Here is a 23,303-nt window from a genome sequence, read left to right as displayed (position 1 = left end):
CATGCTTCACGCTTCACGAACACCGGTGCCCCATGCGCATAGCGATCATCGGCACCAGGGGTATCCCGAACCACTACGGCGGCTTCGAGCAGATCACGGAGTACCTCTCGGTGGGCCTGGCCGCGCGCGGCCACGACGTGTCGGTGTATTGCTCGCACCGGCACCCCTACCAACAGCCCGAGTGGAACGGCATCCGCCTCATTCACTGCTACGATCCCGAGCACCTGCTGGGCACCGCCGGCCAGTTCGTGTACGACCTCAACTGCATCCGCCACGCGCGCCGCGCCCGCTTCGACGTGCTCCTCTTCATGGGTTATACGAGCTCCTCGGTGTGGTACCCGCTCTTCCCACGCCGCAGCGTCATCCTTTCCAATATGGACGGCCTCGAGTGGATGCGCAGCAAGTACTCCGCGCCGGTGCAACGCTTCCTCAAATGGGCCGAAGGCCTCGCGGTACGCCACAGCGACGGGCACATCGCCGACTCCGAAGTGATCAAGGAGCTCCTCGACGGCGAGTACGGGATCAACAGCCGCTACATTCCTTACGGCGCGGAGCTGCCCGGCCCGCCCGATGCGCGGCACCTCGAATCGTACGGACTGCAGCCCAACGGCTACTTCATGCTGATGGCCCGCATGGAGCCCGAGAACCACATCGAGACCATCCTCGACGGCTTCGTGAAAAGCGACATCCCGCGCCAGATGGTGGTGGTGGGCAACACCGGCAATGCCTATGGCACGATGCTCCGCAAAAAATACCGGCGCCAGGAAAGCATCCGCTTCCTTGGCCCCATCTTCGACCAGGCGGTGGTGCACAGCCTGCGCGCCGACGCGGCCTTGTATTTCCACGGGCACAGCGTAGGCGGCACCAACCCTTCGCTGCTGGAGGCGATGGCCAGTGGCGCCCTCATCGCAGCGCACCGCAATCCGTTCAACCAAAGCATCCTCGGCGCCGACGGCTTCTACTTCTCCGACCTGCAGGAGGTGGCCGACCTCATGGATGGCATCGTGCGCCACGAGCACCGCCAAAAGACCCGCAACAACCGCGCGAAGATCGCGCGGCACTTCAACTGGGAACGCATCGTATCGGCCTACGACGAGCTGATCTGCGCTACCGTAAAACAACGCTCCGCATGCCCGCAGATACCGCTCCCCGAATAACGGCGGCGCAGAAGATCTCGCTCGGGCACGGGCTGCTCTTTGTAGCGTCCCTGCCCTTCGAGCGCTTCTACAGCCAGCTGCTGCTGCTCTCGCTCGTGGCCCATACGCTCATCCAGGTACGGCGCAGCGATCTTCACAGGCTGTGGCGCCGGGAGGTGCTCCTGCTGCAAGGGGTATTCTGGATCACCCTCGCGGCCACGGCCTGGTCGTCGGAGAAAGGCACCGCCTTTACGATGTGGGAGCGGCACCTCGCCTTCGCGCTGTTCCCGCTGCTGCTGCCCCTGCAGGACGGCGACCTGCGGCGTGCCACGCACCTCATCCTGCGCGCATTCGCGGTCGTCAACGCGGCGGTGGTGCTGTATCTCTACGGTGACGCGCTCGCGGTGATCCGCTTTCATGGGCTTCCGATTTCCGACCTGTTCGGGCCGCACTTTATCAGCCACCGGTTTGCCGAGCCTATCGGGCTGCACGCTACGTACGGGTCGCTTTTCTGCGCGCTGTCGCTGACCGTAGTGCTGCGCGAAGGACTGCGCGAGCGGCGGAGGCTTCGGGCAGCGGGCTGGATGCTGCTTGCCTCCGTGCTTTTGGCCGCACTCGTGCAGCTCGGCTCGCGGTCGGTGCTGCTGGCGACCGGGCTCATCGTGCTCGGCATCGTTCCCTTCTTCCTGGAGCGCCGCGCGGCCCGCATCCGCTACCTCGTGGTGACGGTGCTGCTCACCGGCATCCTGGCAGTTGCCATCAACCGCTCCGACGGCTTATCGCAACGCCTCGTTACCGACCTGCGCAGCGACCTCACTACGGAAGGCGGCCGCTACTCCGTGGCCGACCCGCGCGCCGCGCGCTGGGCCCTCGGCTGGGAGCTCGTAAAAGCATCGCCGCTATGGGGCCACGGAACCGGAGACGAGGTGGCGCTCCTCAAAGAAAAGTACTGGAACGCACGGCTATATGACTCTTACCTCAACGAGCTCAATGCGCACAACCAGTACCTCAGCTTCGCCATTCGCGGCGGCATACTGGGAGTGTTGGGCTACTGCGGCTTCCTCGCCTTCCTTGCCCGCCTTGCGTGGCGGAGCCGCAACGGCGTCTTCGGCGCCTTCGTGCTGCTGGTGGCCGTTACCGGGGTTTCCGAAAACCTGCTCGACGTCAACAAGGGGATCTTCTTCGTGGCCTTTTTCGGATCGCTCTTCGGATGGGCCGCGTTACAGGAACATGAAATAAAGCATGCACCGGGCAACCCCGCCACCACGCGCCGCGTTTTTACTGGAAACCGCATCCCGGTAAAAATGTGATCGCCTTGTCTCCCCACACCGACATACTCGCCACGCTCACCTACTTCGACCTGTTCCATTACCCGCTCACGGCCGTGGAGCTGCGCCTTTTCTCGCACCATACGCATACACCCGCCGCCATCGGCGCGGCGCTGCGCGAGCTGCTCGCCGCCAAGCAGGTGTATTGCTTCGACGAGCTCTATACGCTGCACAACGATCCTTCGCTTGCCCCACGCCGGCGCGCGGGTAACGCGAAGGCCCGCGCCCTGCTGCACACGGCCGGCAAAGTGGCGCGCCTCGTCTCCTGCTTTCCCTTCGTGCGCGGCGTGGCCGTATCGGGCTCGCTGTCGAAGAACTGGGCCGACGAGCGCTCCGACATCGACCTCTTCATCATCACCGCACCCAACCGCCTCTGGCTCGCACGCACGCTGCTGCATGGCCTCAAGAAGCTCTCCTACCTCGCAGGCAGGCAGCACCATTTCTGCATGAACTATTTCGTGGACGAATGTGCACTCGAGATCCGCGAGAAGAACCTCTATACCGCCACCGAGATCGTGACGCTGCTCCCGCTCCGCGGCATCGGCGCCTTCGATGCCTTCTTCCGGCAGAACGCCTGGACGCGCAACTACCTGCCCAACTTCTCGATGCGCGTTTCCTACCTCGAAGAGACCCGCCGGCACCCGCTGCGCCGGGCCGTCGAATGCTCCCTCAACAACGCGGCGGGCAATGCACTCGACTCGCTGCTGTGGCGCATCACGGCACGACGCTGGAGCCGCAAGACCGAGCGCGGGCGCCGCAACAGCCGCGGCATCGTGATGAGCATGGCCGCCGGCAAGCACTTCGCCAAGCCCGACCCGGCGCAATTCCAGAACAAGCTGATGGCGCGCTACGAGGCCGGCGTGTTCGGCATCTACACCGCGCAGCCGCAAAGCCTCCGGCCCGTTTGCTGATCTAAAACACCTGTTATGGCACCGATCTCCGTCGTCATCATCACCCACAACGAAGCAGCCAACCTGGGCGCCTGCCTCGCCTCCGCCCGCCGGCTCAGCAGCGATATCGTGGTGGTCGACTGCGGCTCCGACGATGGCACGGCGGCCCTCGCGCAGGTACTGGGCGCTACCGTGCTGCACCTGCCCTGGCGTGGCTACGGTGCCGCGCGCAATGCCGGCGCCGCGGCCGCGAAACACCACTGGGTGCTGGCCCTCGATGCCGACGAGCGTCTTTCGGAGGAGCTGGTGGCCGCACTTGCCGCACTCCCCCTGCACGACCCGTCCGTCGCTTACCGTTTCCGCCGCCGGAATCACTTCAAGGGTCGCGCCATCCGCTTCGGCACCTTCGGCTTCGACGCGGTTACGCGGCTCTACCACCGTGGGGTCGTACGCTGGAACGACTACCCCGTGCACGAGTTGCCCGAGGGCCACACGCGCGTGCAGCACATAGCGGGCGACCTGCTGCATTACGGCATCACCGACACCGCCCTCTTCCGCCGGAAAAAGGATCATTACGCGCTGCTCTGCGCCCGGCGCTACCACGACGCGGGTCTCCCGGCCGGGCCGCTGCAGCTGCTCGCGCCGCTGTTCAACTCGGTGAAGTCGTACCTTTTCCTGGGTGGCTTTCTCGATGGCTATTGCGGGCTCTTCCTCGCCCGCAGCATCTACCGCTACACGCGGCTTAAGTACCGGCACCTGGCGCGCCTGCGGCGCGATGAAGCGCGTTCCGCACCGCAATCATTCCCCGCCCGCTCAGGACTTTTTTCGTAAGGTGATGATGAAGTAATCGCCGATGCCGCGCCAGGGCCGGCTGCTCTTGAAGCGATCTTCCAGTCGCTGTAGAATGCGATAGAGTCGCGGCCACCGTTGCGGAAAGCGCTCCCGGTACGAGGGCGGCACCAGCGTGCACAATCCTTCCAGATCCAGCACATCGAATTCTTCTGCCACCATCCGGCGCACGGCGCGTGGCGAGTAGTACCAGCAGGTAAAGGGCAGGCCGTCGATGGTGGCGGTGCGGCCTCCGTGGCTGAAGAAGCGGCGGAGTGCCGTGCGGAACTCCCCTTTGAAGAGCAGCAGCGTTTCCCACAGGCAGAAGGGTGGAATGATGACCAGCGTAGCCGTGCCGCCCGGCCGTAGTAATACGGATGCCTGGCGCAGCACCGAAGGGAGGTCGCCTGTGCAGTTGAGCCCGCCGAAGTTGGAAAAGAGGTGATCGAAGGGGCCGCGGTGCTGCAGGCCGTCGAGTGCCTCAAACGAGCATTGCTCCCAGGTAACGGAGTCGCCCGCCCCGGCGGCACGCACCTTGCGGCCCAAGGCTTCCAGCATGCCGGTGGAAAGGTCCGTAGCATGCACGCGGTGTCCCTGCCCGGCCAAATAAAGCGCGTCTTCGCCGGTGCCGGCGTTGAGCTCGAGGATGCGGCTTCCGGGCCGCAGCCAGCGCACCGTGGCCGCCCGCACCCGCGCACGCTTGTAGGCAATGATGTCGTTGCTCCCATAGGTGCTGTCGAAGTGCGCCGACTGCCGGCTGAAGGCCGCCGCCGCGGGCGTTTCGGTAAGAGGGGACGCAGGCCGGCTCATGAGGTGCCGCGGAGTTGGTGAAGGCGATAGCGGGCCACGAGGCTCGCGGGGATATAGAAAAGGGCGGAGGCCGCTTTTTTGAGCGAAGCCCCGTTGGCGCGCAGCGGGTGCCGTAGCAATTGCGCGGCCTGTTGCAGTGCCTGGCGCTTCCGGTACGACCGGTGCACGTAGCGGTGCAGCTGCCGGTAGAAGCGCGCGCCGTGGTGGTTGCGGAACAGGAGCAGCAGCTCGTCGGAGTCGGTCCAGTTGGCCTTTTCGCCGAGCTGCGCACGCACCTTCTCGTAGAAGCGCGTGCCGGGCAGCGGGTACGATACGGAGATACCGATATCGTGCGGGCGCAGGGAGCGGATCATACGCAGCGTGGCGTCGATGTCGGCGTCGGTTTCGCCGAGGTAGCCGAACTGGATGAAGAAGCAGGGCGCGATGCCGTGGCGACGGAGCTGCGCGGTGGCTTCGGCGATCTGCTCCACGGTGATGCCTTTGTCCATGGCGTCGAGGACCGCCTGCGAGCCGCTCTCCGCTCCCATCCACACGGTGGCGCAGCCTGCGGCGGCGAGCGCGGCAGCGTAGCGCTCCTGCAGCAACAGGTCGGCGCGCGACTGGATCTTGAAGGGAATCCGCAGGCCTTCGGCGCGCAGCAATTCGGCAAAGCGCTCCACCCAGCCCGGCTTCAGCCCGAAGATGTCGTCGCAGAACCAGATATGCTTCGGATCGTACAGCTTGCGCAGCCACTTCAGCTCGGCTACCACCGATTCCGGCGAGCGCACATTGTAGCGGTTGCCGTAAATGGGCTTCGCGCACCAGTTGCATTTATACGGGCAGCCGCGCGTGGTGGCGATGTTGAGTGAAAGGGCGCCGGCGCTCCGCTCCCACATGTAGCGGTACGGAGCAATGTCGAGCAGGTTCCAGGCGGGCAGGGGCAGGGAGTCGAGGTCGCGGAGCACGGGGCGCTTGGCGGTCTTCATGATTCCGACCGCGGATCGGTACGCCATGCCGGCTACCGTCGATACATCCGTCCCTTCCTGCAATGCCGTTACGAGCTCGAGCAGCGTCGTCTCGGCCTCGCCGAGCAACACGTAGTCGGCGCCCGCTTCCAGGTAACGTTCAAAATGGTCGGTGCTGTCGGAGCTCGATACGATGACGGTGCAGCCCATCTTTTTTGCACGAGCAATGGTAGCGAAGGCGGCATCCCGCATATTGGAAAGGCACATCTTCGTGAGGTAGTTGAAGCCATCGTCGAAGAGTACGAAGCAGCGCGGGCGATAACGTTGCAGGGGGGTGTCGATAGCTTCGGGTCCTTCATCGAACTGTGCATCGTGCACCGCCACCTCGTGCCCGTTGGCGCGCAGCAGCGCCGCGGCATAGAGGGTGCCCAGCGGCGGGTAGGGCTGCCGCAGCTTCCACTGCTTCGGATCGAGGCGCAGGAGGTATGCGTGTGAAAGCAGGATCATGGCGCGGTGGGCAGGGGGCTTTTATGAGGGGGTAAGTATAAGGCGCACACGCAGCGGCGGCAGGTGTCGTTGACCGCGGTATCCAGTCCCTTGCGAAAGGCGCGGGCGGCCGCACCGTTGAGTGCAGCGTCGAACCCTTCGTGGTGGATGTTGCCGATCGCCGCATGAAAGAAGCAGGGGCGCACGGCGCCGTCGGCCTCCACCACGGCCGATACCCAGGGGGCGTTGCAGCGGCGCTGCGGGAAATCGCCCTGCCCGTGCGCGGCGCGGTAATAGGCAACGATCGCGCGCAGCTTCTGCGGCGACTCCAGAATGAATCCTTCGTCGAGCGCATCGTGCTGTGTGCGCAGCAATCGCCCGAGTACGGCATCCAGCTCATCGAGGTCGGCTTCGGGAATGAGTACGTCGTGCTGGCGTTCGGCGCCCCAGGGATCTTTGCGGTTGAAGGCCGTGCTGCTCACGTCGGCCGGCAGAAACGACACGGAGTCGACGCCGAGGTCGCGGGCCGTATCCACGATGAGTGGCCAGTTGCGGAAGTTCCACTTGTGGATGACGCAGCGCGCGCTCACCTGGAAGCGTGCGTTCAACGCCTTGAGTGCGCGTACGCCGGCCTGCAGCTTGTCGAAGGCTCCGGGTACGTTCCGAACCGCATCGTGCGTGGCGGGATCGCCGTCGAGCGACACGATCACTTCGTCTACCGCCGTCACCAGTTGTGGTGCATGGCGCTCGAGCGTAAGCCCGGTCGACAGCAGTGTCAGATACAGGCCTTCGCTTTTGAGGAGCGCGCAGAGCTGGAAGAAAGCGGGATGCAGGAGGGCTTCGCCGCCCGAGAGCAGCACCTGCTGCGTGCCGAGGCGCCGGAAGGAAGCGAGCAGGCCGGCGATATCGTCCACCGACAACTGCCTTGCATCCCGGTTGCCCTTCCAGATATCGCACATCACACAGCGGCAGTTGCAGCCGCCATGCGGCATGAGGATGGCGATGGGCAGTGCATGCAGGCGGTGCGTGCGGCGGCTGCGGTAGCGTTGCCAGGTATGATACAGCGCATTCATGGGGCAACAGCTTTTGTGATCGTATACCACGGGAAGGGCCTTGCACCCCGCCGGAGGAGGCCGAAGATCATTTCCGCGCGGTTGCCGAGCCGGGGCCGGAAGGGCGCGAGGGCGGCGCGGCGGTGATGAAAATAGTATCCGGCCATCCCGGCACAGCCCATCGAAGCAAAATAGGCGCGGCTCCGTGCTGCCGCGGCAACGGCTTCCCGGTTGCCGTAGAAATACGTGTCCACGACATGCACCGCTCCGCCCGGCTTCAGGAGCGCCAGCGCCGCTTGCAAGGCGCCGCCCAGGTCGGGGAAGTAGTGCAGCGCCGCGGCAAAGACCACCACGTCGAACGAGCCGGGCGTAAAGCGATCCAGCCCGGTATCGGTGAAGAACAGGTTGCTGCGCACGAACACCCGCTGTGCCTGCGCCAGCTCCTGGCGGTTGATATCGGTGCCGACCACCACGCACTGCGGCACCGCCGCCAGCCGGTGTGCCAGCCAGCCGTTGCCGCAGCCCACTTCGAGCACGCGAAGCGGGCGGCGCTGCGCGCCCAGCCAGCGGCACAGCCGCCCGGCGCTGAGGCGACGCAGCTCCCACTCTGCGGCATAGGGATGATCGGACGGCACCTCGGGAAGCATCCGGAGCTCGGCGTCGGAATATAGCCGCCCTTCCTTCGCGCGGAGCGCGAGGTAGGCAGGCTCGAAGGCGCCCCCGGGGTTTGTTGCCGTATCCTGCTTCATGCCGTTTCGATCCGGTAAATAAAATGATCCTCGAGGATCCCCTGCCTGCGCTGCACCAGCTGCAACACGAAGCCGCCCGCTGCCGCATGCGCGCCGATCATGGCCAGGTCGCAGCCGGAGCAAAGCACCATCAGCACATCGCTATCCGCATGTAAGAAACCGCGGAGCTGCGTAAAAAGCCGTTGAAAATATTCGCCCTCCGCGCCGCAATACCAGGCCTGCTCCTTCGGCGAGGCCGGCTGCCGGCGGTAGTAAGGCGGGTTGATGGCCACGACGTCGAAAGCACCGGCGGGAAACGCATCGAACAGGTCGGAATGCAGCACACGTAGCGATACGCCGTTCTGCCGCGCGTTGCCGGACAGTATTTCCACGGAAGCGGGGTTGATGTCGGAGGCGGTCACGACCGCGCCCTGCTGCGCCGCATAGACGGCCAGGAGCCCGCTGCCCGCGCCAAGCTCCAAAAAAGACCGCCCCTTCAGCGGCGTCCGCTGCAGGTAGCGCAGAAGCATCCGCGTGCTCGTAAAGAAGCCCGGGTGAAACACCTCCGGCGGCACCTGCAGCACGATGTTGCGGTACCGGTACGTACGCGTGCCGGAGAGGTATTTCACCAGCACCGGCTTTACCGTGATCGAAACGAGGTATTTGACGAGGGATTTCAAGAAGGTTTAGGAGGTTTAGGAGGTTTAGGAGGTTGGTCCCATTCACGATTGACGATTCACGATTCACGACTAGAATCCCTCGATCTCCGGTTGCCGGTAGCGCCAGAGGCGCTGCAGGGCCTTCACTTCGTAAGGCATCTTATACAGGCCCGTCTTGTAGCGGAGCGACGACACCGTGCGGATGAGGCGGCGCTTCAGGGGGCTCATGCGGATGTCGGACACCGTCGGGTAATAGCCGTTGAGCACCGTTTCGAAGTCGCGGATGGTATCGATCATCTGGGGCGTGAGCCAGGGCGTGAGCGGGTTCTTGCGCAGGTCGAAGGCGTCCCAGGCGGGCGAGATCCAGTCTTCCAGCGTTTGTGGAAAGCGGAAGCCGCTCTCCAGCACCTGCTCATACAGGGCCGTTCCCTCCGCGGGCACCGGGCTGTACACGTAGATCACGATCTCAGTGGCTGGGTTGATGGACTTGATCTCCCGGATGAACGCGATGTCGCCGTCGATCTGCGCCTGCACCTTTTCGGGCGTCTCCGCGGGGGTGCCGAGCACGAAGGAGTATTCGGGAATGATGTCGAAGCGGGCCATGCGCGCGGCGAACTCCTTGATCTGTGCCGCCGACTGCGTACCGCCTTTGTCCATCCGCCGGAGCACCTCGTCGTTGCCGGTCTCGGCGCCGAAGAAGATCATCTTGCAGCCCGAGTCGCGCAGGATGCGGAGCGATTCGTCGCTGTATTTGCTGAGGGTATCGATGCGCCCTTCGCCCCACCAGGTCATGCCTTCGGGCGCGATGAGCCTGGCGAATTCCACGGTCCGCCTTTCCGATACGAAGAAGTTGTTGTCGTGAAATTCGATGGCATTGCCGCCGTATTGCTCCTTGAGGTACTTGATGTCTTTGTAGATGGCCGCGGCCGACTTCCCCGACCAGCGCGCATTGTAGATCGGCACCACGGCGCAGAAGGCGCATTTGAACGGGCAGCCGATGCTGGAGTGATAGGCGATGGTGCGGGTACCGAGACAGCTCTTGCCGAGGTATTGCCGCAGCGGGTAAAATTCGTTGAGGCGCTCGTAGGGCAAGGGCGGAAGCGCGTCCTGGTCGTAGAGTGCGTCCTTTTGCGTCTTCACCAGGGCGTCGTTTTCGAGATAGATCAGGTTGGGAATGGATGCGCAGGAAGCACCGCTTTCAAGGGCATCGAGCAGCATCGGGAAGGCGCGGTCGCCGGGGCCGTTCACCACGAAGTCGACATAGCCCGAGCGGAGCACCACGGCCGGCTGGTTGGAGGCGAAGTAGCCGCCCCACACGGTGCGTATCTCCGGGAAACGTGCCCGCACCGCCTTGCTGATGGGGATGGCCTGCTTCAGTTGCGGGCCGGGCATCGCCGTCACCGCGAAATAGCCGAAGCCGCCCCCTTCGAGGTAGGCCATGATCTTTTGCCCCGGGTCGGTTTCGCGGTTGCCGTCTACGATCACGTAGTCGTAGCGGCCCGCGATGGACGCGGCAATGCTCAGCACGGAGTTGGGCAGTCGGGGCTTGGAGCGGGCGCTCCGGGGGTTGAACAGCAGTACCTTCGGCATCGGCGATGGGTCTGTTGGTACATACGGGCAGCGGCGCGTATAGTTGCCTGCGCCCGGTTTTTTATACCCTCTACCAAGAGGCTGTGTGAAGTAATGTGCTTTCCCTAAAGCACAGAAATGATCGGCCGCAAGCGGCCTCCGCGCGCGACGGCGCAACGACGCGACGGCGCGACGGCGCGACGATGAAACGCATGGAAGAATTTTCAGCACGTTGCTACTTCGCTGCGCCGCCGCCCGCTGCGTCGCCGCGTGGAATAGGCCGCTTGCGGCCTTGCCCCCCATCAACCAACTTAAACATCCTAAAGCAGCCTTTTTGGCGGATCCTGCGTTTTAAAGGATAGGCCCCAACAAACCTGTGGCTATCACGAAACGCCCTCCCGATGCGCCTGCTGTTTACCGGCTATACACAGACTTCCGGATTCCGGAGCCCCCAGGCCTGGCTGGAGCGCCTTTCGTTCTACACGGGCATCCACACCGCGCTCGCGGCTACGCATACCGTGTGCAGCGTGGAGCACATCGGCTGGAGCGGATCCTTGCTGCAGGGCGGCGTGCACTACGAGTTCCTGCCGCTCGGGCCGGTGGCGCAACGGCTTCCGGTCGCAACGCACCGCTTTATCCGGCAGTGGCGCCCCGATGCCGTGCTTGTGAACGGCTTCCACCAGCCCGCGCAATTGCTGCAGCTACGCTGGGCCCTCGGGCCGCGGCCGAAGCTGCTGGTGCTGCACCGCGCCGACCGGCCGCTGCACGGTTTCCGGCGGCGCCTGCAGCAAGAGGTGGCAAAGTCTGTGTCCGGCTGGCTCTTTACTGAACGGGCACAGGCGGAACCGTATCGGTTGGCCCGTATTATTACGGACGACTCCCGCGTGCACGAGGTGATCCAGGCTTCTTCGCACTTCACCCCGCTCGACCGTGCCGCCGCGCGCACCGCGCTGGGCGTTACCGGTGCACCGCTCTGCCTGTGGGTAGGCCGGCTCAATGCCAACAAAGACCCGCTGACCGTGCTGCGCGCGTTCACCCGGTTTCAGGCAGAGCGGCCGGGCGCAAGGCTCTATGTCATTCATCAATCTTCGGAGCTCCTTCCCGAACTGCAGTCCTTCGTGGCCCGGCACCCGGTTGCGCGTGCCGCGGTGCAGTTTATCGGACCGGTACCGCACACCGCGCTGCAGCAGTGGTATGCCGCCGCCGACCTCCTCCTGTCGGGATCGCACGCGGAGGGCAGCGGCATCGTGGTGGCCGAAGCCATGTCGTGCGGATGTATTCCCCTGCTCACCGAAATTCCTTCCTTTCGCCGGATGGTGGGCCCGCTCCTTCCGCGCTACACGCCCGGGGATGCCGATGGATTGTACCGGCTACTGGCCGATAGCAGGAGCTGGAACTTCGATGTCTTAAGGAACGAGGTGCTCCGGCGCTTCCGGCAGGAGTTGTCCTTCGATGCCATTGCGGAACAGATCGACCGTATTCTTACGGGCTAGGTCCGGGAACAGCGTTGCCAGCTGATCCACCGTGTCGGTCATGAGAAAGGGCTGCACCGGCACCTGGGGTTCTTCATTACGTAACAGGTCCAGCGCTGCGGGCAACAGGCCCTCCGCTGCGGGCACGATATGCCATTGCGGCACGGGGCTGTCGAGCGCAGCGCAGTGGCTCAGCACCCGGGCGCCGGCAGCCAGCGCTTCCATGCATACCCCTGAAAAGCCCTCGTAGGAAGAAGGGTGCACGAAGAGCCGGCTGCGCTGCATGAGGAGAAGTACGTCGGGCTGCGGCAGCTCGCCGGTGAAGGTGAGGTTGTCTTCCACGCCCAGCTCCAGCGCCAGGGCGCGCAAGGCCCCTCCTTCGGAGCCGGCCCCGACGAGTATGGCGCGCACAGCCGGCCACTCCTTTTTGAGGGCAGCCACCAGGGCAATGAACCGGTCGAACCGCTTCAGGGGAATGAGCGAGCCGGCCGCCATCAGGTCGATGTCGCGCACGCGGGGCAGTGGGGGAAAGTCTGACGGATCGATGCCGGGAAGCAGCACCCGCTCCGGCAGGGTCCCATGGCTGCGCGCGAACTCCGATTGCAGGAAGGGCGAAAGTGCGAGCAGCCGGGCTGCGGGCAATTGCAGTCGCGCCGGCCACCGGTTCGCCGCCCGCGCGTCCTGCCCGAGGATCCAGCAGAAATGGGGTACCCCCGTTCGCTGCATAAAGCGCTCGCCCACGGCCGCGCAGTCGCCATACCAGAAGCTCAGGACGCCGAGCACCGCGCGCTGCCGGTTGATGCGCAACAGCCGCCGCAACACCTTCCGGCGCAGCTGCCAGGCCCGCAGCCCGCCGCGGTTGCGGCCGTTCATCGGGAGCACATGAACGCCATGGAACCCGTAAGGCTCCTCGCGGTACGGGTACTGAAACGCGATAACCTGCAGCTCCACGCCCGGGTAGCGCGCGGCAAGCGTGCGTGCGAGGAGCGCGTGCATGGGCAGGCAGGCGCGGTCATCGGCCGACGCCGGAAAACCGGGCGTCAGCAAGAGCAGCAGCGGTAGTTGCGGGTTCATGGAGTGTCCAGGTATGCGTACAATAAGAAAGGCTTTGGCGGCGGTGCGTGATGAGGAGCACGATGCGTCCACCGGTAGCGAGGCGGCGCAAGCAGCGCAGGAGGTTCTTTTCGCTTTCGGCATCGAGCTCACTGGCGGGCTCGTCGAGCAGGAGCAGCGTCGCGTCGCGGTAAAGGGCGCGGGCCAGGCAGAGCCGCTGCAGCTGCCCGCCACTGAGGTTGCGCCCGCCTTCGGCAACGATCGCCTGCAGTCCATCCGGCCACGCGTCCAGCACGGCATCGAAACCCGCGTCGGCGAGCGCACGCCGCAGCCGGTCTTCATCAGGCGCTTCGTCGGAGAGCAGGATATTGCGCAGCATCGTATCGTGCAGCACAAAAGGCTGCTGCGGCACGTAGGCTACCGTAGGCCAGAGTTGCTGCCGTGCAGTCGCGTTACGCATTGCTCCGTTGACGCGTATTGTGCCGGCATCGGCCTCGAGGAAGCCGAGCAGGAGGTTGATGAGGGTGCTCTTGCCGGTACCCGAGGGGGCGCTGATGCCCACGAGGTCGCCGGCCTCCGCCTGCACCGAAAGATCGCGCAGCACCGGGGAGGCCCCGTAACTAAAAGAAATGTGTTCGAGCCACAGCGAGCGCACCGACGGTGCATCGTCCGTAGATCTACGGGGCGCCGGGGCGGCAGCGGCGGTAAACGCATAGGCCCTCATGAGCCCGCCGAGGTTGATCACCTTTACCAGCCCGGGAATGATCTTGTAGGCCGCGGCCAGGAAGGCGCCCGCTGTGATGAGCAGCGAGGGGCCAAGCGCTTCGCTACGGGCGAGCCACAGCAGGAGCAGGAGTCCGCCGACGGCAAAGGTTTCGATGATGCGGGGCGGCAGCGCCTGCAGGCTGAGCGATCCGAAGAAGTGACGCGCAAAAACGCCGCGGGCTTCGGTAAAACGGGCGGCCAGGAACGGGTGCGCGCCGTGCACGCTGCCTTCGACGTAGCCGCGGAGGGCCTCGTTCAGGAACTGCGTGGCCACCTCGTTGCTGTTGCGGATGCCGATGCGGGCGCGGGCGATCCTTTTCCTGAGCCCGTAAAATGTAGCGGCGGCGGGTGGCAGCAGCACCCCGAGCAGCAGCAGGAAGAGGCGGCCATCGTACAGCAGGATGGCGCCGATGGCTACGGCGATGAGCACGCACTGGGTGAGGATGCCCTGCAGGCCGGCAAGCAGGTACTGGCAGAACTCGAGCGGCTGAAAGGAGATGGACCGGATGTGCGCCGCCGAGTCGGTGTACACATAGCGGTCAAATGGGATCTGTTGATAGGCCTCGAGCGCCTGCCGGCTGAGGCGAAGCGCGACCTTGCCCGCAAAGGCGTTCTGCGCGCGGGCCACGGCGAAGGCGGCGCCGTTCTTCAGCAGGAAAGCCATAAAGAAAACAGGGAGCAACAGCCAGGACCGCAAAGCAAAAGGCGCAGCTGGCGCAGCCCGTACTTCTACGGGTTGCGTCCAGGCCTGCACGATCCAGATCAGCGCGGCCAGGAAGGCGAGGTCGACGAGGTGAATGGCGATGTCGCATGTGCACAGCAGTACGAAGCGCCGGCGCTCGGCCGGTGTGAGGGTGCGCCAGGTATGTTGCGCAGCGTCGATCATGTGGCCTTATTGTGAGTGGTGCGGATGAGGCGCCAGGCGGTCTGCAGCAGGATGCGGGCATCGAGGCGCGGCGACCAGTGGTGGATGTAGTGCAGGTCGTGGGCGAGGCGGGCGCGGATGGCGACGGCGTCCTGGGTGGCGCCCACGAAGCCGGCCACCTGGGCGAGGCCAGTGATTCCGGGCTTTACTTCATGACGCAGGTCGTAGTGATCGGCCAGCGATGCGAAGAGGCGGTGGTCGACCACCATGTGCGGGCGCGGCCCGATGAGCGACATGTCGCCGCGCCACACGTTGAACAGCTGGGGCAGCTCGTCGAGGTGCGTGCGGCGGAGGAAGGCGCCGACGCGGGTGATGCGGGGGTCGCCGTCGAAGCAGGGATGCGTGTCGGCATAGCCGTTCACCACCATGGTGCGCAGCTTATAGCAGGTGAAGAGCTGGCCGCGGCGCTTGTGGCGCTGCTGGCGGAAGAAGACGGGGCCACGCGAGTTGAGGCGGATGACGACAGCCAGCAGGGGCAGCAGCCAGGGAAAGAGCAGCAGCATGGCGAGCGTGGAGCCGGCCAGGTCCACAGCGCGCTTGAGCCAGCGGTTGCGGCGGCGGCCCAGCGGCGAGGGCACCACGGGCAGCGGGCGCGGGCGGGTGGCGGCGCGTACGGCGGTGAGCGATAAGAGATCGGTGGGCTCCGGCAGCGGAACGCTTTTCATGCAGTGGCTTTACTGCTTCTTCAATACGCAGCAATAAAGAGCGGGGTTGCTCCCTCGTAGAAATAACATCCCTCCGCTTCGCTACGGGATGACAACGTGGGCTGGTGTTTACATTGAACACCCACGACCAAAGTCGTGGGCTGGTTATGATCGAATACCCACGGTTAAAACCGTGGGCTGGTGGGCCCCAACCTTCTGAACCTTTCTGAACCCTCCTGAACCTTTAGACTCCTGCCAATTTGGCCACCCTTGCGCCGGGGCACATTCTTTGACACCGGGAAAGCCAGCCACTAAATGCGCTATCATGGAAATAGAGATCTTCACCATTTGCGACCATGCCCAGGATACGGGCGGCAAGCTGTTCATCATCGGCACCTTCGATATGCTCAACGCGCCCTCCTTCCCGATGGTCTACCCCGCCTTTACGATCGCCGGACGCATGCGCTTCTCGCGCAAGGAAACCGGCGAGCACTCCTTCCGCATCCGCGCCCTCGACCCGCAGGGTAAGGAGCTCATCCAATCCATCGAAGGTCAGATCAACATCGGCGAGCCGCCCGCCTTTGCCGATTATACCTCCACCAACTTCGTGATCAACCTGCAGCAGGTAAAGCTGGAGCACCCGGGCACCTACACCTTCGAGCTCTACCTCGACGACGAATGGAAGACCGGCCTCAAGCTGATGGCGATCAAGCCGCAGTAGTGGGTTTGAAGTTTGTGATTTGAAGTTGGGTGTACGATCATTCTGAATTTGCTCACCCGGCCCTACGATCATAATCGCACATACGCAGACAGGACAACAAGCAAAATAACAAAGGCGACTCTTGAGTCGCCTTTGTCGTCATCTATAAGCAAGCACGAGAACGAAAACATCAAACGCCAAACACTCAGAACAGGTCCTTCGAGATGCCAAGGCGCAGGCCGCCGCTCGTGAGCGGAAGTCCGCCCCAGCCGGCACCCTTCAACGGTAGCTGCACATAGGGCTCCACCCGCACGCCGAAGCCGCGCTTCAGCGAAAGCTGGTAGCCGAGGGAGAGCTGCATCACCGACATCCAGTCGCGCGTAGCGTTGTAATAGGTCCAGGGATAGATGTAGGTATAGCCGGTGCTCTGGTGAAGATATTCGTACTCGTAGTCTTCCTGCTTCATCAGAAAGCTCGATACGCCGGCGGTGGCAAACCACTGCTGCCTGCGGCCAAAGGAGTAGCGCAGGCTCAGGGGGATCTCGAGCATGCGGCAGTCGCCTTCCACGCGCGTGATCTCGGTGCCGGCGGGGCGGTACACCTTCGGATTGGTGAGGTGCTCGCCGCTGCTGTAGTAATGCTTGCGCGTAGCGAAAACACCAGCCTCCACGCTCCAGCGGCGCCCGATGCGGTAGCCAAGGACACCGCCCCATTCGGTGCCGATGCGCTTTACCTCCTGGCCTTTTACGGTGGTGGCGCCGGCGCCGGCGAGTGCCGCGATGTAGAAACGTTTCGGTTTCCCGGCCGCGTCCGCTTTCCTGGGCGCCGGGGCAACGGGAGCTGCAGCGGAGGTATCAGGATCTTTAGAGCCAATCGCTTTTTGCGGCGCGGCAGCAGCTGCCGTGCTATCGGCAAGGGCCGCCGCTCCGGAACCGGTGCGGGCACCAGGTGCGGCACTAAGGTCGGTGGCCGGGGCAACCGTGCCGCCGCCCGGAGCGTCAGCGAACGCGGTCACCGTAGTATTACGGACGTCGTTCTTACGGGCGGCGCCTGGCGTAGCCGGCTGCCTGCGTGCCCGCTTACCTGCGTTGCCGCTGGCAACCCTTTGCTGCGAAGGCAACGAACCATCCGGGTTGGTGTTCTTGTTGGCGCCCGCAGCCGCTGTGCCCTTGCGTGCCGTGCGCGCGCCGGCCGGGGTCGGCTTCGCGTGGCCTTTGTGGCCCGCGCTGTTGCCCGCTATCGTAATTGCACCGGAATGTTGCGCACCGGTTGGAACCGCGGCCGCATCGTCGATGCCTGCAGCATTCCTGTTTTGACCTGTATTGGCAGTGGCGGGGCCGCCAGGACTGCCATTCGGGGTAGCGGTTTGCGCCGGCGTGACCACCGTAGTGGCGTTGCCGCCTTCATTGGGTTTAGTTGCGGGGTCCGGGGTGGGCGCTCCGGCAGCGGCCGGTGGCGGGTGCGCGGCGCCGGGCGTGCCGGTTGAGGCCGTAGTGTCTTGATTGTCCTTGTCGCCATCGCTCCAGCATACCCAGGGCAGCGGCAACAGGAGCAGCAGCAGCCAGAGGTAGCGGCGGTCGCGGCGACGCCGTGGCGGGGCGGTAGCCTCCTCGGGAAGCTCCAGCGCGCGCGCGACCTTACTCCAGTCGGCGCCCCCCGTATTCAGCGGGAATTCCGATCCGGCCCGCCGGAACACATCATCCATATCGTCATTTACAAATTGCATAGGTCACGTCCAGCTCGTTGTTTTTCAGGATCTTTTGCAAACTTGCCCGGGCTTTCGCCAGGTTGGATTTCGAGGTCCCCACGGCGATGCCCAGCTGGTCGGCGATCTCCTGATGGTTGAACCCGTCGATAACGTACATGTTGAAGACCGCACGGTAGGCCGGCGGTAATTTCTTGATCTGCTTGATCAGCTCCTTGTACAGCAGCTTCTGGTCGGAATGGCCGCTGTGGTCGGCCTCCTGCCACACCTCGTCGGGCAGCGTGCCGATCTCCTGCAGGAAGGAGTTCTTGCGCAGGTGGTCGATGGCCGTGTTGACCATGATGGTCTTGATCCAGCCCATGAAGATCGGCTCGAGGTCTTCCGGCTTGTTGCATTCGAAGCGCGGGAGGTTGCGGAAGATCTTTACGAAGCCGTCGTTCACGACGTCGGTGGCATTGTCGTAGTGATACACATAGCGGAACACGATCTTCAGGCAATAGCCATAAAAATGCTCATAGAGGGCCTTTTGCTCCCGATGATTGCCGGTGATGCAGTTCGCTATGGTGCGTTGAAGTTCCAGTGGCGTTGGTTTACCAGTGAAAAAATACGGATTCCGGGCAGGGAGGGTTGCCTCGGGGGGCAACTATTTTTAGCGTTAAAGGCATGGTTTGATTCGTGGGCGCAACTTTCCGGGAGGCGCCGTTATTATCGCTAAGGCGCGAAGGGTGATCTGTTTTGGGTCGCTTACAGTAGACAGCCTCCGAACAACGGTAGCGGCGACTCCAACAGCCACTGGCTTTTTTCAAGAGCGCTAAGGAGACGGCCGCGGGCGGCCGTTAGCGGGGATTCCCTCACCGAAGGTCATTGCAAGCGCAGCGTCCGGTCCCGAAGCTTCGGGGCGCGGAGTGTTTCCAAAACCGGCGTTACGCAAGGTATCCGAACGTGTATGTACCAACTGCGTATTGCGCCAGTGGGCACTTCCTGCCAGGCCTCACGCGTAACGTAGGAGATCGCATTGTCAGATTACTCGCTTTCAACGATGACCTTTCACTTAGTGCATTCAACTGTGCGTGCTCCGCGTCTTTGCGGCTTTGCGGGAAACCCGCGTTGTGCTTTAGGAAAGCAAGGCGCTCGCGCCGGCGGGCCGGAAAGCGCTGCCTCAAACAGCGAATGAGCCACAACAAACTTCAAACTCCACCTAGCTTTGCGGCCTCATGCTCTTCGTATACCTCCTCCTCGGACTCCTGGGCCTGGCCCTGCTCTTCGTCGTTGCCGGCTTCTTCTTCATGCGCCGTGCGCCTTTCGGCGCCACGGCCCGGGGCGCCCGCGCCGCCCGCCGTGCCGCCTCCCCTCATTTCCGCAACGGGCAGTTCCAGAACCTCGCCCACACGCCCCAGCTCACCGAAGGCGTCAGCATGGGCCGCATGCTGATCGAATTCTTCTTCACCCGCAACCCGCGTAAGGAGCCGCCGGCGCCGCTGCCTGCGGTACGCGCCGAACTCAGGGCACTCGATCCCGCGCAGGATGCCCTCGTGTGGTTCGGCCACTCTTCGTATTTCCTGCAGCTCTCCGGAAAGACCTTCCTCGTAGATCCCGTACTGAGCGGGTCGGCCTCCCCCGTTTCGTTTACGACGCGCGCCTTCAAAGGCGCCGACGCCTACGGCGTCGACGACCTGCCGGCGATCGATTACCTGATCCTCACCCACGACCACTGGGACCACCTCGATTACGAAACGGTGAAAGCGCTTCGCTCCCGGGTGAAATACGTGATCACGGGCCTCGGCACGGGAGCGCATCTCGAGCGCTGGGGTTATGCGGCGGAAGCCATCACCGAGCTCGACTGGTGGGAAGAGACCGACCTTGAACCCGGCTTCCGGATCGGCGCGGCGCCCGCCCGCCACTTTTCGGGCCGCGGCCTCCGGCGCAACGGCGTTCTGTGGTCGGCTTTCGTACTCCGCACACCGGCAAGGCAGCTGTTCCTCGGCGGCGACTCCGGCCCGGGCGATCATTTCAAAAGCATCCGCGAGCGCTGGGGCCGCTTCGACCTCGCGCTCCTCGAATGCGGGCAATACAACCAGAACTGGAAATACATCCACATGACGCCTGAAGAAGGCGTAGCGGCAGCTATCGACCTCGGCGCCGCGGCCCTTATGCCGGTGCACTGGGGCAAGTTCTCGCTCGCGATGCACGACTGGGACGAGCCCATCACCCGGAGCGTGGCCGAGGCGCGGCGCCTGGGCCTGCCGGTGCTCCATCCCCGCATCGGCGAAGTGCTGCTGCTCGATGCCCCGGGGCGGCAGGTGGAATGGTGGAAAGAGGTAAAGACCAAAATTCAAAAGTAAAAAGGCAAAAGCGCCACAAAAAGGTCGGATGAGCCATTGTTCAGGCAGACAGGCTCGACTTCATAACTTCTTGATAATTAGTCCTGTTGGGGGTGATGAATTGGTTGGCGGGCAAAACAGGCACCCTGTTTAACCTGCTGAATTGATCAGGAAGCCAATCAGGGCGCCTGTTTTTGCTCCCGATTTGATTGTTGGCCCGAACAGGGTTACTGATCGAGGTGCGGAACGGCTCAGGAAAACGATCAGGGCACCTTTTTTCCTTGCAGACCAGATCGCGACTACGAACAGCAAAGCGTTGCTCCTTCCTGCTTGTTTCGTATGCAAGAATAATTTACCTGACGTGGCCCTGTAGCTTTTTTTTAGAGCAGAGCACTACCCTTAACAAAAAGCCCCGTAGGAATACGGGGCTTGTGCTATAACCTAAAAACACATATATCGTGAAACGTCTCCCGAAGTTTCGTGACGTGAATGGGCGTACCTACGCTGCGGCATTCCTTCCCTCCTGGCCACCTCACCTCATTAGCACATTACCCCATTAGCACATTAATTCAGTTCTTTCAGCCACTGAAACGCAAACGCGCGGGCGCCCTTCACGGCCTCGGGGCCACAGCGGTAGTAGAACTTCCAGTCGTTCGGCTTTGCTTCGTAGGCTGGGTCTACGAATACGATCCTGCTGCCCTTGGGCTGCGTGGCGGCCTTGAAGTTGATGCCTTCGGTCGCTTGCAGGAACTCGCCGAGCTCGCGGCGGATGATGGTCTTGTAATCACGCAGTTCTTCCTTGCGCTTCGCGTTGGCCTCGAGGTCCTGTTCCTGCGACATGCGCTCGGAGCGCAGCTCCTGGTCTACCTTGAAGGCCACGTATTCTTTCTTGAACCGCTCTTTGTCCGACTCGTGGAGCGGGCGGATGCGGGCCACCTCTTTCTGGATGTGCTCGAAGTCGGATTTCTTCAGCTTGCCCATCGGCATATCAGGATTGTCCTTCAGCATATCGAGCATCATCTTCGATGTCGACGACTGTGCCTCGAGGTACATCACGGCACCCTGCAACGAGAGCGGGTCTTTGAGGTGCCCCAGCTCGTAAGCCTCCATGCGCTTGCGCTCGGCGGCCGTCTTCTCGTCGTCCTTCAGCTCGGGGCCGCGCACGTTGGCATCGATATAGGCGAAGTAATCTTTCTGAAACTCGGGGGAGGCTACGTAGTCCTTCACCACCTTACCGAGGGAAAGCATGGTGGCCTCGCGCACGCCGGCGGGCAGGTTCTTACAGGCATTGCGCACCTTTCCGTCGACCCAGGGCATCGAGAAATGGCCGGCGTACACCGATTCCACCGTCATTTTCTTCACTTCGCTGATGGAGGTGCCCACATCGGAAAGCACATCGTCGGCCGTGTTGAAGGCCAACAGGGCGCCGGTGAACACAAGGAGTACATGCAGTAGTTTTTTGCGCATGGCGGGTTGATTGAGAAAACAAACATAGAAACACAAAACGGCCATCTGGAGAGAGGCTGCATGAACTGGCCGGCTTTGCGGATGGAGTGCGGAATCATACACCCGGGACCTGCGTTCCGGTGGCGACCGGGTTGGACCAGGGCGCCTATTTTTGCGCATGCGCCTCCGTGTTCTGCTTTCTTTGTTCTGCCTGCTTTCGGTATTCGCTGCCTGCTTTCCTTCGTGGGAGCCGCGCTCCGTAGACGGGCAGCAGGAATGGGCCGAAAACGGCAGCCGTCTTAAATCGCTTGCCGCCGCGGTACGCGCCGATACGGTGCGTTACAGGCCCGGCATGCATTCCTTTCCCGATGGCTTCGGTTACCCGTTCGACGAAGGCTTTCACGTAGCGCGGCATTTCTACGCCACCCCCATGGTGCAACCGGGCGATACAACCGCCGTAACCCTCACCTTTTACCTCGACCGCGGCATCGGTGAGCATTACTCCGCTATCGTCTTTACCCTCGACCAGGGCAAAAGGAGCGAGCTCGATGAGAACGTCCGCAACGGCGGCAACGACTTCCTGCTGGAGCCCAATTGGTACCTGGTTAACGACTGACTGATCTCCTTTCCCTGTTCCTTGTTCCCTGTTCCTTGTTCCTTGTTCCTTGTTCCCGGTTCCTTGTTCCCATGGCTAAAGCCATGGGCTGGTTCATATCGAAAACCCACGGCTGAAGCCGTGGGCTGGTGTTGTATTTCTATATTCCTTATTCCCTGTTCCTTGTTCGATTGTTCCCTGTTCTTTCCGGGAGATGCATATGCGGGGACGCATAATCATGCGTCCTTACGCTCCCCTTCCCCTAGGGAGGGGGCCGGGGGATGGGTCCCGATCCGCAACGCGCCGAAGTACTCGGCCTGCGTCAGCTCGCGCACGCCGCCAGCGGGCAGGTCGCCGAGCTCCAGGTCGCTGATCGACGTGCGTACGAGGCGCACACAGGGATGATGCACCGTCTTCACCATCTTGCGCACCTGGTGAAACTTACCCTCGGTGAGCACGATGCGGAGCCAGCTGAATTGTGCATGGGGGCTGTAGATATACGGTGTGGCGAACGAAAAGCCCGGATCGGGCACGATGTCTACCGCACACGGGGCCGACGTATAGGGGCGCCCGCCGTGGATGGTGAAGGGGATCCCGCTCCGCAGCCGCTCCACCGTTTCGGCCGACACCACCTTTCGCACCTGCACATAGTAGGTGCGCGGGTGCGGCTCCGTGTCCAGGAACAGCAGCCGCGTCACGCGCTTGTCGGTGGTCACGAGCAGCAGCCCTTCGGAAAAGCGGTCCAGGCGGCCGATGGCATGCGCCCCCTCCGGGAAGTCAAAGTCCAGGTCACCAAGCATCGGGAGCCCGTCTTTGCCGATGAACTGCGACAACATATCGTAGGGCTTGTTCACGACGAAATAACGGAGCGGGGTATCGGACATGGAGGCAAAGGTAGTAAAGGAGTCGGGGGCGGCACTCTGGGCCGTTCCGACGAAAAAGAACACGGATCAGACGGATGGTGCGGATAGCGACGGGTAATCCCTTCGCATTGATCCGTACGATCTGTCCAATCCGTGTTCCTTGTCTTAGTGCCAGGCGGCTTAGTATAGCTACCACTATGTTGATCTTGCCCTACAAAGGCCGGTGGCCGTCATTGCGAGCGCAGCGTCCCGAAGCTTCGGGACAATCCCCTGCGTTACGCGGAGTGATCCTAAACGTTGCAGCTATTGGAACACTCCGCCAGTTGTGGAGATTGCTTCGCTGCGCTCGCAATGACCTGGTTGCCGAGCAACACGCGCTTTTTA

General features: G+C 63.1%; 21 protein-coding genes. 8 read left to right on the top strand and 13 right to left on the bottom strand.

The genetic code is table 11. The features are described from left to right. The first annotated feature begins 32 nt into the window (after nucleotides 1-32). Genes ABD937_RS17275 through ABD937_RS17260 form a run of 4 tightly spaced genes read left to right on the top strand, consistent with a single transcriptional unit; the run spans nucleotide 33 to nucleotide 4,185 of the window. Nucleotides 33-1,157, top strand: coding sequence for a DUF1972 domain-containing protein (locus tag ABD937_RS17275; protein ID WP_345257058.1), 1,125 nt, complete (start codon nucleotides 33-35; stop codon nucleotides 1,155-1,157). Further along, nucleotides 1,130-2,446: an O-antigen ligase family protein gene (locus ABD937_RS17270; protein WP_345257057.1), complete on the top strand. Its 1,317-nt coding sequence runs from the start codon at nucleotides 1,130-1,132 to the stop codon at nucleotides 2,444-2,446. Before ABD937_RS17275 ends, ABD937_RS17270 begins: the two co-directional genes overlap by 28 nt. 5 nt (nucleotides 2,447-2,451) lie before the next feature. Next, complete coding sequence (locus ABD937_RS17265) at nucleotides 2,452-3,375, top strand: nucleotidyltransferase family protein (RefSeq protein WP_345257055.1); 924 nt, start codon at nucleotides 2,452-2,454, stop codon at nucleotides 3,373-3,375. A 15-nt stretch (nucleotides 3,376-3,390) separates the two neighbouring features. Further along, nucleotides 3,391-4,185: a glycosyltransferase family 2 protein gene (locus ABD937_RS17260; protein ID WP_345257054.1), complete on the top strand. Its 795-nt coding sequence runs from the start codon at nucleotides 3,391-3,393 to the stop codon at nucleotides 4,183-4,185. On the opposite strand, the gene ABD937_RS17255 is transcribed toward ABD937_RS17260, so the two are convergent. The 6 genes from ABD937_RS17255 to ABD937_RS17230 all read right to left on the bottom strand — a co-directional run bounded on the left by ABD937_RS17255 (nucleotide 4,168) and on the right by ABD937_RS17230 (nucleotide 10,451). Continuing rightward, nucleotides 4,168-4,992, bottom strand: a complete 825-nt coding sequence (locus ABD937_RS17255; RefSeq protein WP_345257053.1) for a class I SAM-dependent methyltransferase — start codon at nucleotides 4,990-4,992, stop codon at nucleotides 4,168-4,170. The genes ABD937_RS17260 and ABD937_RS17255 overlap by 18 nt on opposite strands. After that, nucleotides 4,989-6,443, bottom strand: coding sequence for a B12-binding domain-containing radical SAM protein (locus ABD937_RS17250; RefSeq protein ID WP_345257052.1), 1,455 nt, complete (start codon nucleotides 6,441-6,443; stop codon nucleotides 4,989-4,991). Before ABD937_RS17250 ends, ABD937_RS17255 begins: the two co-directional genes overlap by 4 nt. Beyond that, nucleotides 6,440-7,495 carry a radical SAM protein gene (locus ABD937_RS17245; RefSeq protein ID WP_345257051.1) on the bottom strand — a complete coding sequence of 352 codons (1,056 nt, stop codon included), beginning with the start codon at nucleotides 7,493-7,495 and terminating at the stop codon, nucleotides 6,440-6,442. The genes ABD937_RS17250 and ABD937_RS17245 overlap by 4 nt, the downstream gene beginning before the upstream one ends. Then, on the bottom strand, nucleotides 7,492-8,223 hold the full coding sequence (locus ABD937_RS17240; RefSeq protein ID WP_345257049.1) for a class I SAM-dependent methyltransferase: 732 nt from the start codon (nucleotides 8,221-8,223) through the stop codon (nucleotides 7,492-7,494). Before ABD937_RS17240 ends, ABD937_RS17245 begins: the two co-directional genes overlap by 4 nt. Continuing rightward, nucleotides 8,220-8,882: a methyltransferase gene (locus ABD937_RS17235; RefSeq protein WP_345257048.1), complete on the bottom strand. Its 663-nt coding sequence runs from the start codon at nucleotides 8,880-8,882 to the stop codon at nucleotides 8,220-8,222. The genes ABD937_RS17240 and ABD937_RS17235 overlap by 4 nt, the downstream gene beginning before the upstream one ends. 69 nt (nucleotides 8,883-8,951) lie before the next feature. Continuing rightward, complete coding sequence (locus ABD937_RS17230; protein WP_345257047.1) at nucleotides 8,952-10,451, bottom strand: B12-binding domain-containing radical SAM protein; 1,500 nt, start codon at nucleotides 10,449-10,451, stop codon at nucleotides 8,952-8,954. A 380-nt stretch (nucleotides 10,452-10,831) separates the two neighbouring features. Between ABD937_RS17230 and ABD937_RS17225 the strand changes: the two genes are divergently transcribed. Further along, on the top strand, nucleotides 10,832-11,923 hold the full coding sequence (locus tag ABD937_RS17225; RefSeq protein WP_345257046.1) for a glycosyltransferase family 4 protein: 1,092 nt from the start codon (nucleotides 10,832-10,834) through the stop codon (nucleotides 11,921-11,923). Here ABD937_RS17225 and ABD937_RS17220 read toward each other — a convergent pair. From ABD937_RS17220 to ABD937_RS17210, 3 genes are read right to left on the bottom strand one after another with little or no spacing between them, the layout of a single operon-like run. Continuing rightward, entirely contained in the window at nucleotides 11,837-12,976 is a 1,140-nt protein-coding gene (locus ABD937_RS17220) for a glycosyltransferase family 4 protein (RefSeq protein WP_345257045.1), read from the bottom strand. The genes ABD937_RS17225 and ABD937_RS17220 overlap by 87 nt on opposite strands. After that, the gene (locus ABD937_RS17215) at nucleotides 12,915-14,606 is read right to left on the bottom strand and encodes an ATP-binding cassette domain-containing protein (protein ID WP_345257043.1); all 1,692 of its coding nucleotides are present in this window, start codon (nucleotides 14,604-14,606) and stop codon (nucleotides 12,915-12,917) included. Before ABD937_RS17215 ends, ABD937_RS17220 begins: the two co-directional genes overlap by 62 nt. Continuing rightward, complete coding sequence (locus ABD937_RS17210; protein WP_345257042.1) at nucleotides 14,603-15,310, bottom strand: sugar transferase; 708 nt, start codon at nucleotides 15,308-15,310, stop codon at nucleotides 14,603-14,605. Before ABD937_RS17210 ends, ABD937_RS17215 begins: the two co-directional genes overlap by 4 nt. Before the next feature lie 304 nt (nucleotides 15,311-15,614). Between ABD937_RS17210 and ABD937_RS17205 the strand changes: the two genes are divergently transcribed. Continuing rightward, nucleotides 15,615-16,010 (top strand): DUF6941 family protein, encoded by a 396-nt coding sequence (locus tag ABD937_RS17205; RefSeq protein WP_345257040.1) that lies wholly within the window; start codon nucleotides 15,615-15,617, stop codon nucleotides 16,008-16,010. 184 nt (nucleotides 16,011-16,194) lie between these two features. On the opposite strand, the gene ABD937_RS17200 is transcribed toward ABD937_RS17205, so the two are convergent. Continuing rightward, nucleotides 16,195-17,715 (bottom strand): outer membrane beta-barrel protein, encoded by a 1,521-nt coding sequence (locus ABD937_RS17200; RefSeq protein WP_345257039.1) that lies wholly within the window; start codon nucleotides 17,713-17,715, stop codon nucleotides 16,195-16,197. Then, nucleotides 17,699-18,337, bottom strand: coding sequence for an RNA polymerase sigma factor (locus ABD937_RS17195; RefSeq protein ID WP_345257038.1), 639 nt, complete (start codon nucleotides 18,335-18,337; stop codon nucleotides 17,699-17,701). The genes ABD937_RS17200 and ABD937_RS17195 overlap by 17 nt, the downstream gene beginning before the upstream one ends. A 571-nt stretch (nucleotides 18,338-18,908) precedes the next feature. On the opposite strand from ABD937_RS17195, the gene ABD937_RS17190 reads away from it, so the two are divergent. Then, nucleotides 18,909-20,036 (top strand): MBL fold metallo-hydrolase, encoded by a 1,128-nt coding sequence (locus ABD937_RS17190; RefSeq protein WP_345257037.1) that lies wholly within the window; start codon nucleotides 18,909-18,911, stop codon nucleotides 20,034-20,036. 543 nt (nucleotides 20,037-20,579) lie between these two features. On the opposite strand, the gene ABD937_RS17185 is transcribed toward ABD937_RS17190, so the two are convergent. Beyond that, on the bottom strand, nucleotides 20,580-21,482 hold the full coding sequence (locus tag ABD937_RS17185) for a hypothetical protein (protein WP_345257036.1): 903 nt from the start codon (nucleotides 21,480-21,482) through the stop codon (nucleotides 20,580-20,582). A 157-nt stretch (nucleotides 21,483-21,639) separates the two neighbouring features. Here ABD937_RS17185 and ABD937_RS17180 point away from each other — a divergent pair, with 157 nt between their 5' ends. Further along, a complete protein-coding gene (locus ABD937_RS17180) occupies nucleotides 21,640-22,077 on the top strand; it encodes a hypothetical protein (RefSeq protein WP_345257034.1) in 438 nt (145 codons plus the stop codon). A gap of 215 nt (nucleotides 22,078-22,292) precedes the next feature. Here ABD937_RS17180 and ABD937_RS17175 read toward each other — a convergent pair whose 3' ends face one another. Next, nucleotides 22,293-23,003 (bottom strand): pseudouridine synthase, encoded by a 711-nt coding sequence (locus ABD937_RS17175; protein ID WP_345257033.1) that lies wholly within the window; start codon nucleotides 23,001-23,003, stop codon nucleotides 22,293-22,295. Between the last annotated feature and the right edge of the window lie 300 nt (nucleotides 23,004-23,303).

The sequence above is a fragment of the Flaviaestuariibacter amylovorans genome (assembly GCF_039541815.1).
GTDB lineage: Bacteria > Bacteroidota > Bacteroidia > Chitinophagales > Chitinophagaceae > Flavisolibacter > Flavisolibacter amylovorans.
The sequence above is the reverse complement of the archived record's forward strand: the minus strand, read 5'-3'. Positions and strand labels throughout refer to the sequence as shown.

What these genes read in the sequence shown, in the direction of transcription:
- ABD937_RS17275 (WP_345257058.1), top strand. Translation starts at nt 33, where the DNA reads ATGCGCATAGCGATCATCGGCACCAGGGGTATCCCGAACCACTACGGC.
- ABD937_RS17270 (WP_345257057.1), top strand. Translation starts at nt 1,130, where the DNA reads ATGCCCGCAGATACCGCTCCCCGAATAACGGCGGCGCAGAAGATCTCG.
- ABD937_RS17260 (WP_345257054.1), top strand. Translation starts at nt 3,391, where the DNA reads ATGGCACCGATCTCCGTCGTCATCATCACCCACAACGAAGCAGCCAAC.
- ABD937_RS17255 (WP_345257053.1), bottom strand. Translation starts at nt 4,992, where the DNA reads ATGAGCCGGCCTGCGTCCCCTCTTACCGAAACGCCCGCGGCGGCGGCC.
- ABD937_RS17250 (WP_345257052.1), bottom strand. Translation starts at nt 6,443, where the DNA reads ATGATCCTGCTTTCACACGCATACCTCCTGCGCCTCGATCCGAAGCAG.
- ABD937_RS17245 (WP_345257051.1), bottom strand. Translation starts at nt 7,495, where the DNA reads ATGAATGCGCTGTATCATACCTGGCAACGCTACCGCAGCCGCCGCACG.
- ABD937_RS17240 (WP_345257049.1), bottom strand. Translation starts at nt 8,223, where the DNA reads ATGAAGCAGGATACGGCAACAAACCCCGGGGGCGCCTTCGAGCCTGCC.
- ABD937_RS17230 (WP_345257047.1), bottom strand. Translation starts at nt 10,451, where the DNA reads ATGCCGAAGGTACTGCTGTTCAACCCCCGGAGCGCCCGCTCCAAGCCC.
- ABD937_RS17225 (WP_345257046.1), top strand. Translation starts at nt 10,832, where the DNA reads ATGCGCCTGCTGTTTACCGGCTATACACAGACTTCCGGATTCCGGAGC.
- ABD937_RS17220 (WP_345257045.1), bottom strand. Translation starts at nt 12,976, where the DNA reads ATGAACCCGCAACTACCGCTGCTGCTCTTGCTGACGCCCGGTTTTCCG.
- ABD937_RS17215 (WP_345257043.1), bottom strand. Translation starts at nt 14,606, where the DNA reads ATGATCGACGCTGCGCAACATACCTGGCGCACCCTCACACCGGCCGAG.
- ABD937_RS17210 (WP_345257042.1), bottom strand. Translation starts at nt 15,310, where the DNA reads ATGAAAAGCGTTCCGCTGCCGGAGCCCACCGATCTCTTATCGCTCACC.
- ABD937_RS17205 (WP_345257040.1), top strand. Translation starts at nt 15,615, where the DNA reads ATGGAAATAGAGATCTTCACCATTTGCGACCATGCCCAGGATACGGGC.
- ABD937_RS17200 (WP_345257039.1), bottom strand. Translation starts at nt 17,715, where the DNA reads ATGCAATTTGTAAATGACGATATGGATGATGTGTTCCGGCGGGCCGGA.
- ABD937_RS17190 (WP_345257037.1), top strand. Translation starts at nt 18,909, where the DNA reads ATGCTCTTCGTATACCTCCTCCTCGGACTCCTGGGCCTGGCCCTGCTC.
- ABD937_RS17185 (WP_345257036.1), bottom strand. Translation starts at nt 21,482, where the DNA reads ATGCGCAAAAAACTACTGCATGTACTCCTTGTGTTCACCGGCGCCCTG.
- ABD937_RS17180 (WP_345257034.1), top strand. Translation starts at nt 21,640, where the DNA reads ATGCGCCTCCGTGTTCTGCTTTCTTTGTTCTGCCTGCTTTCGGTATTC.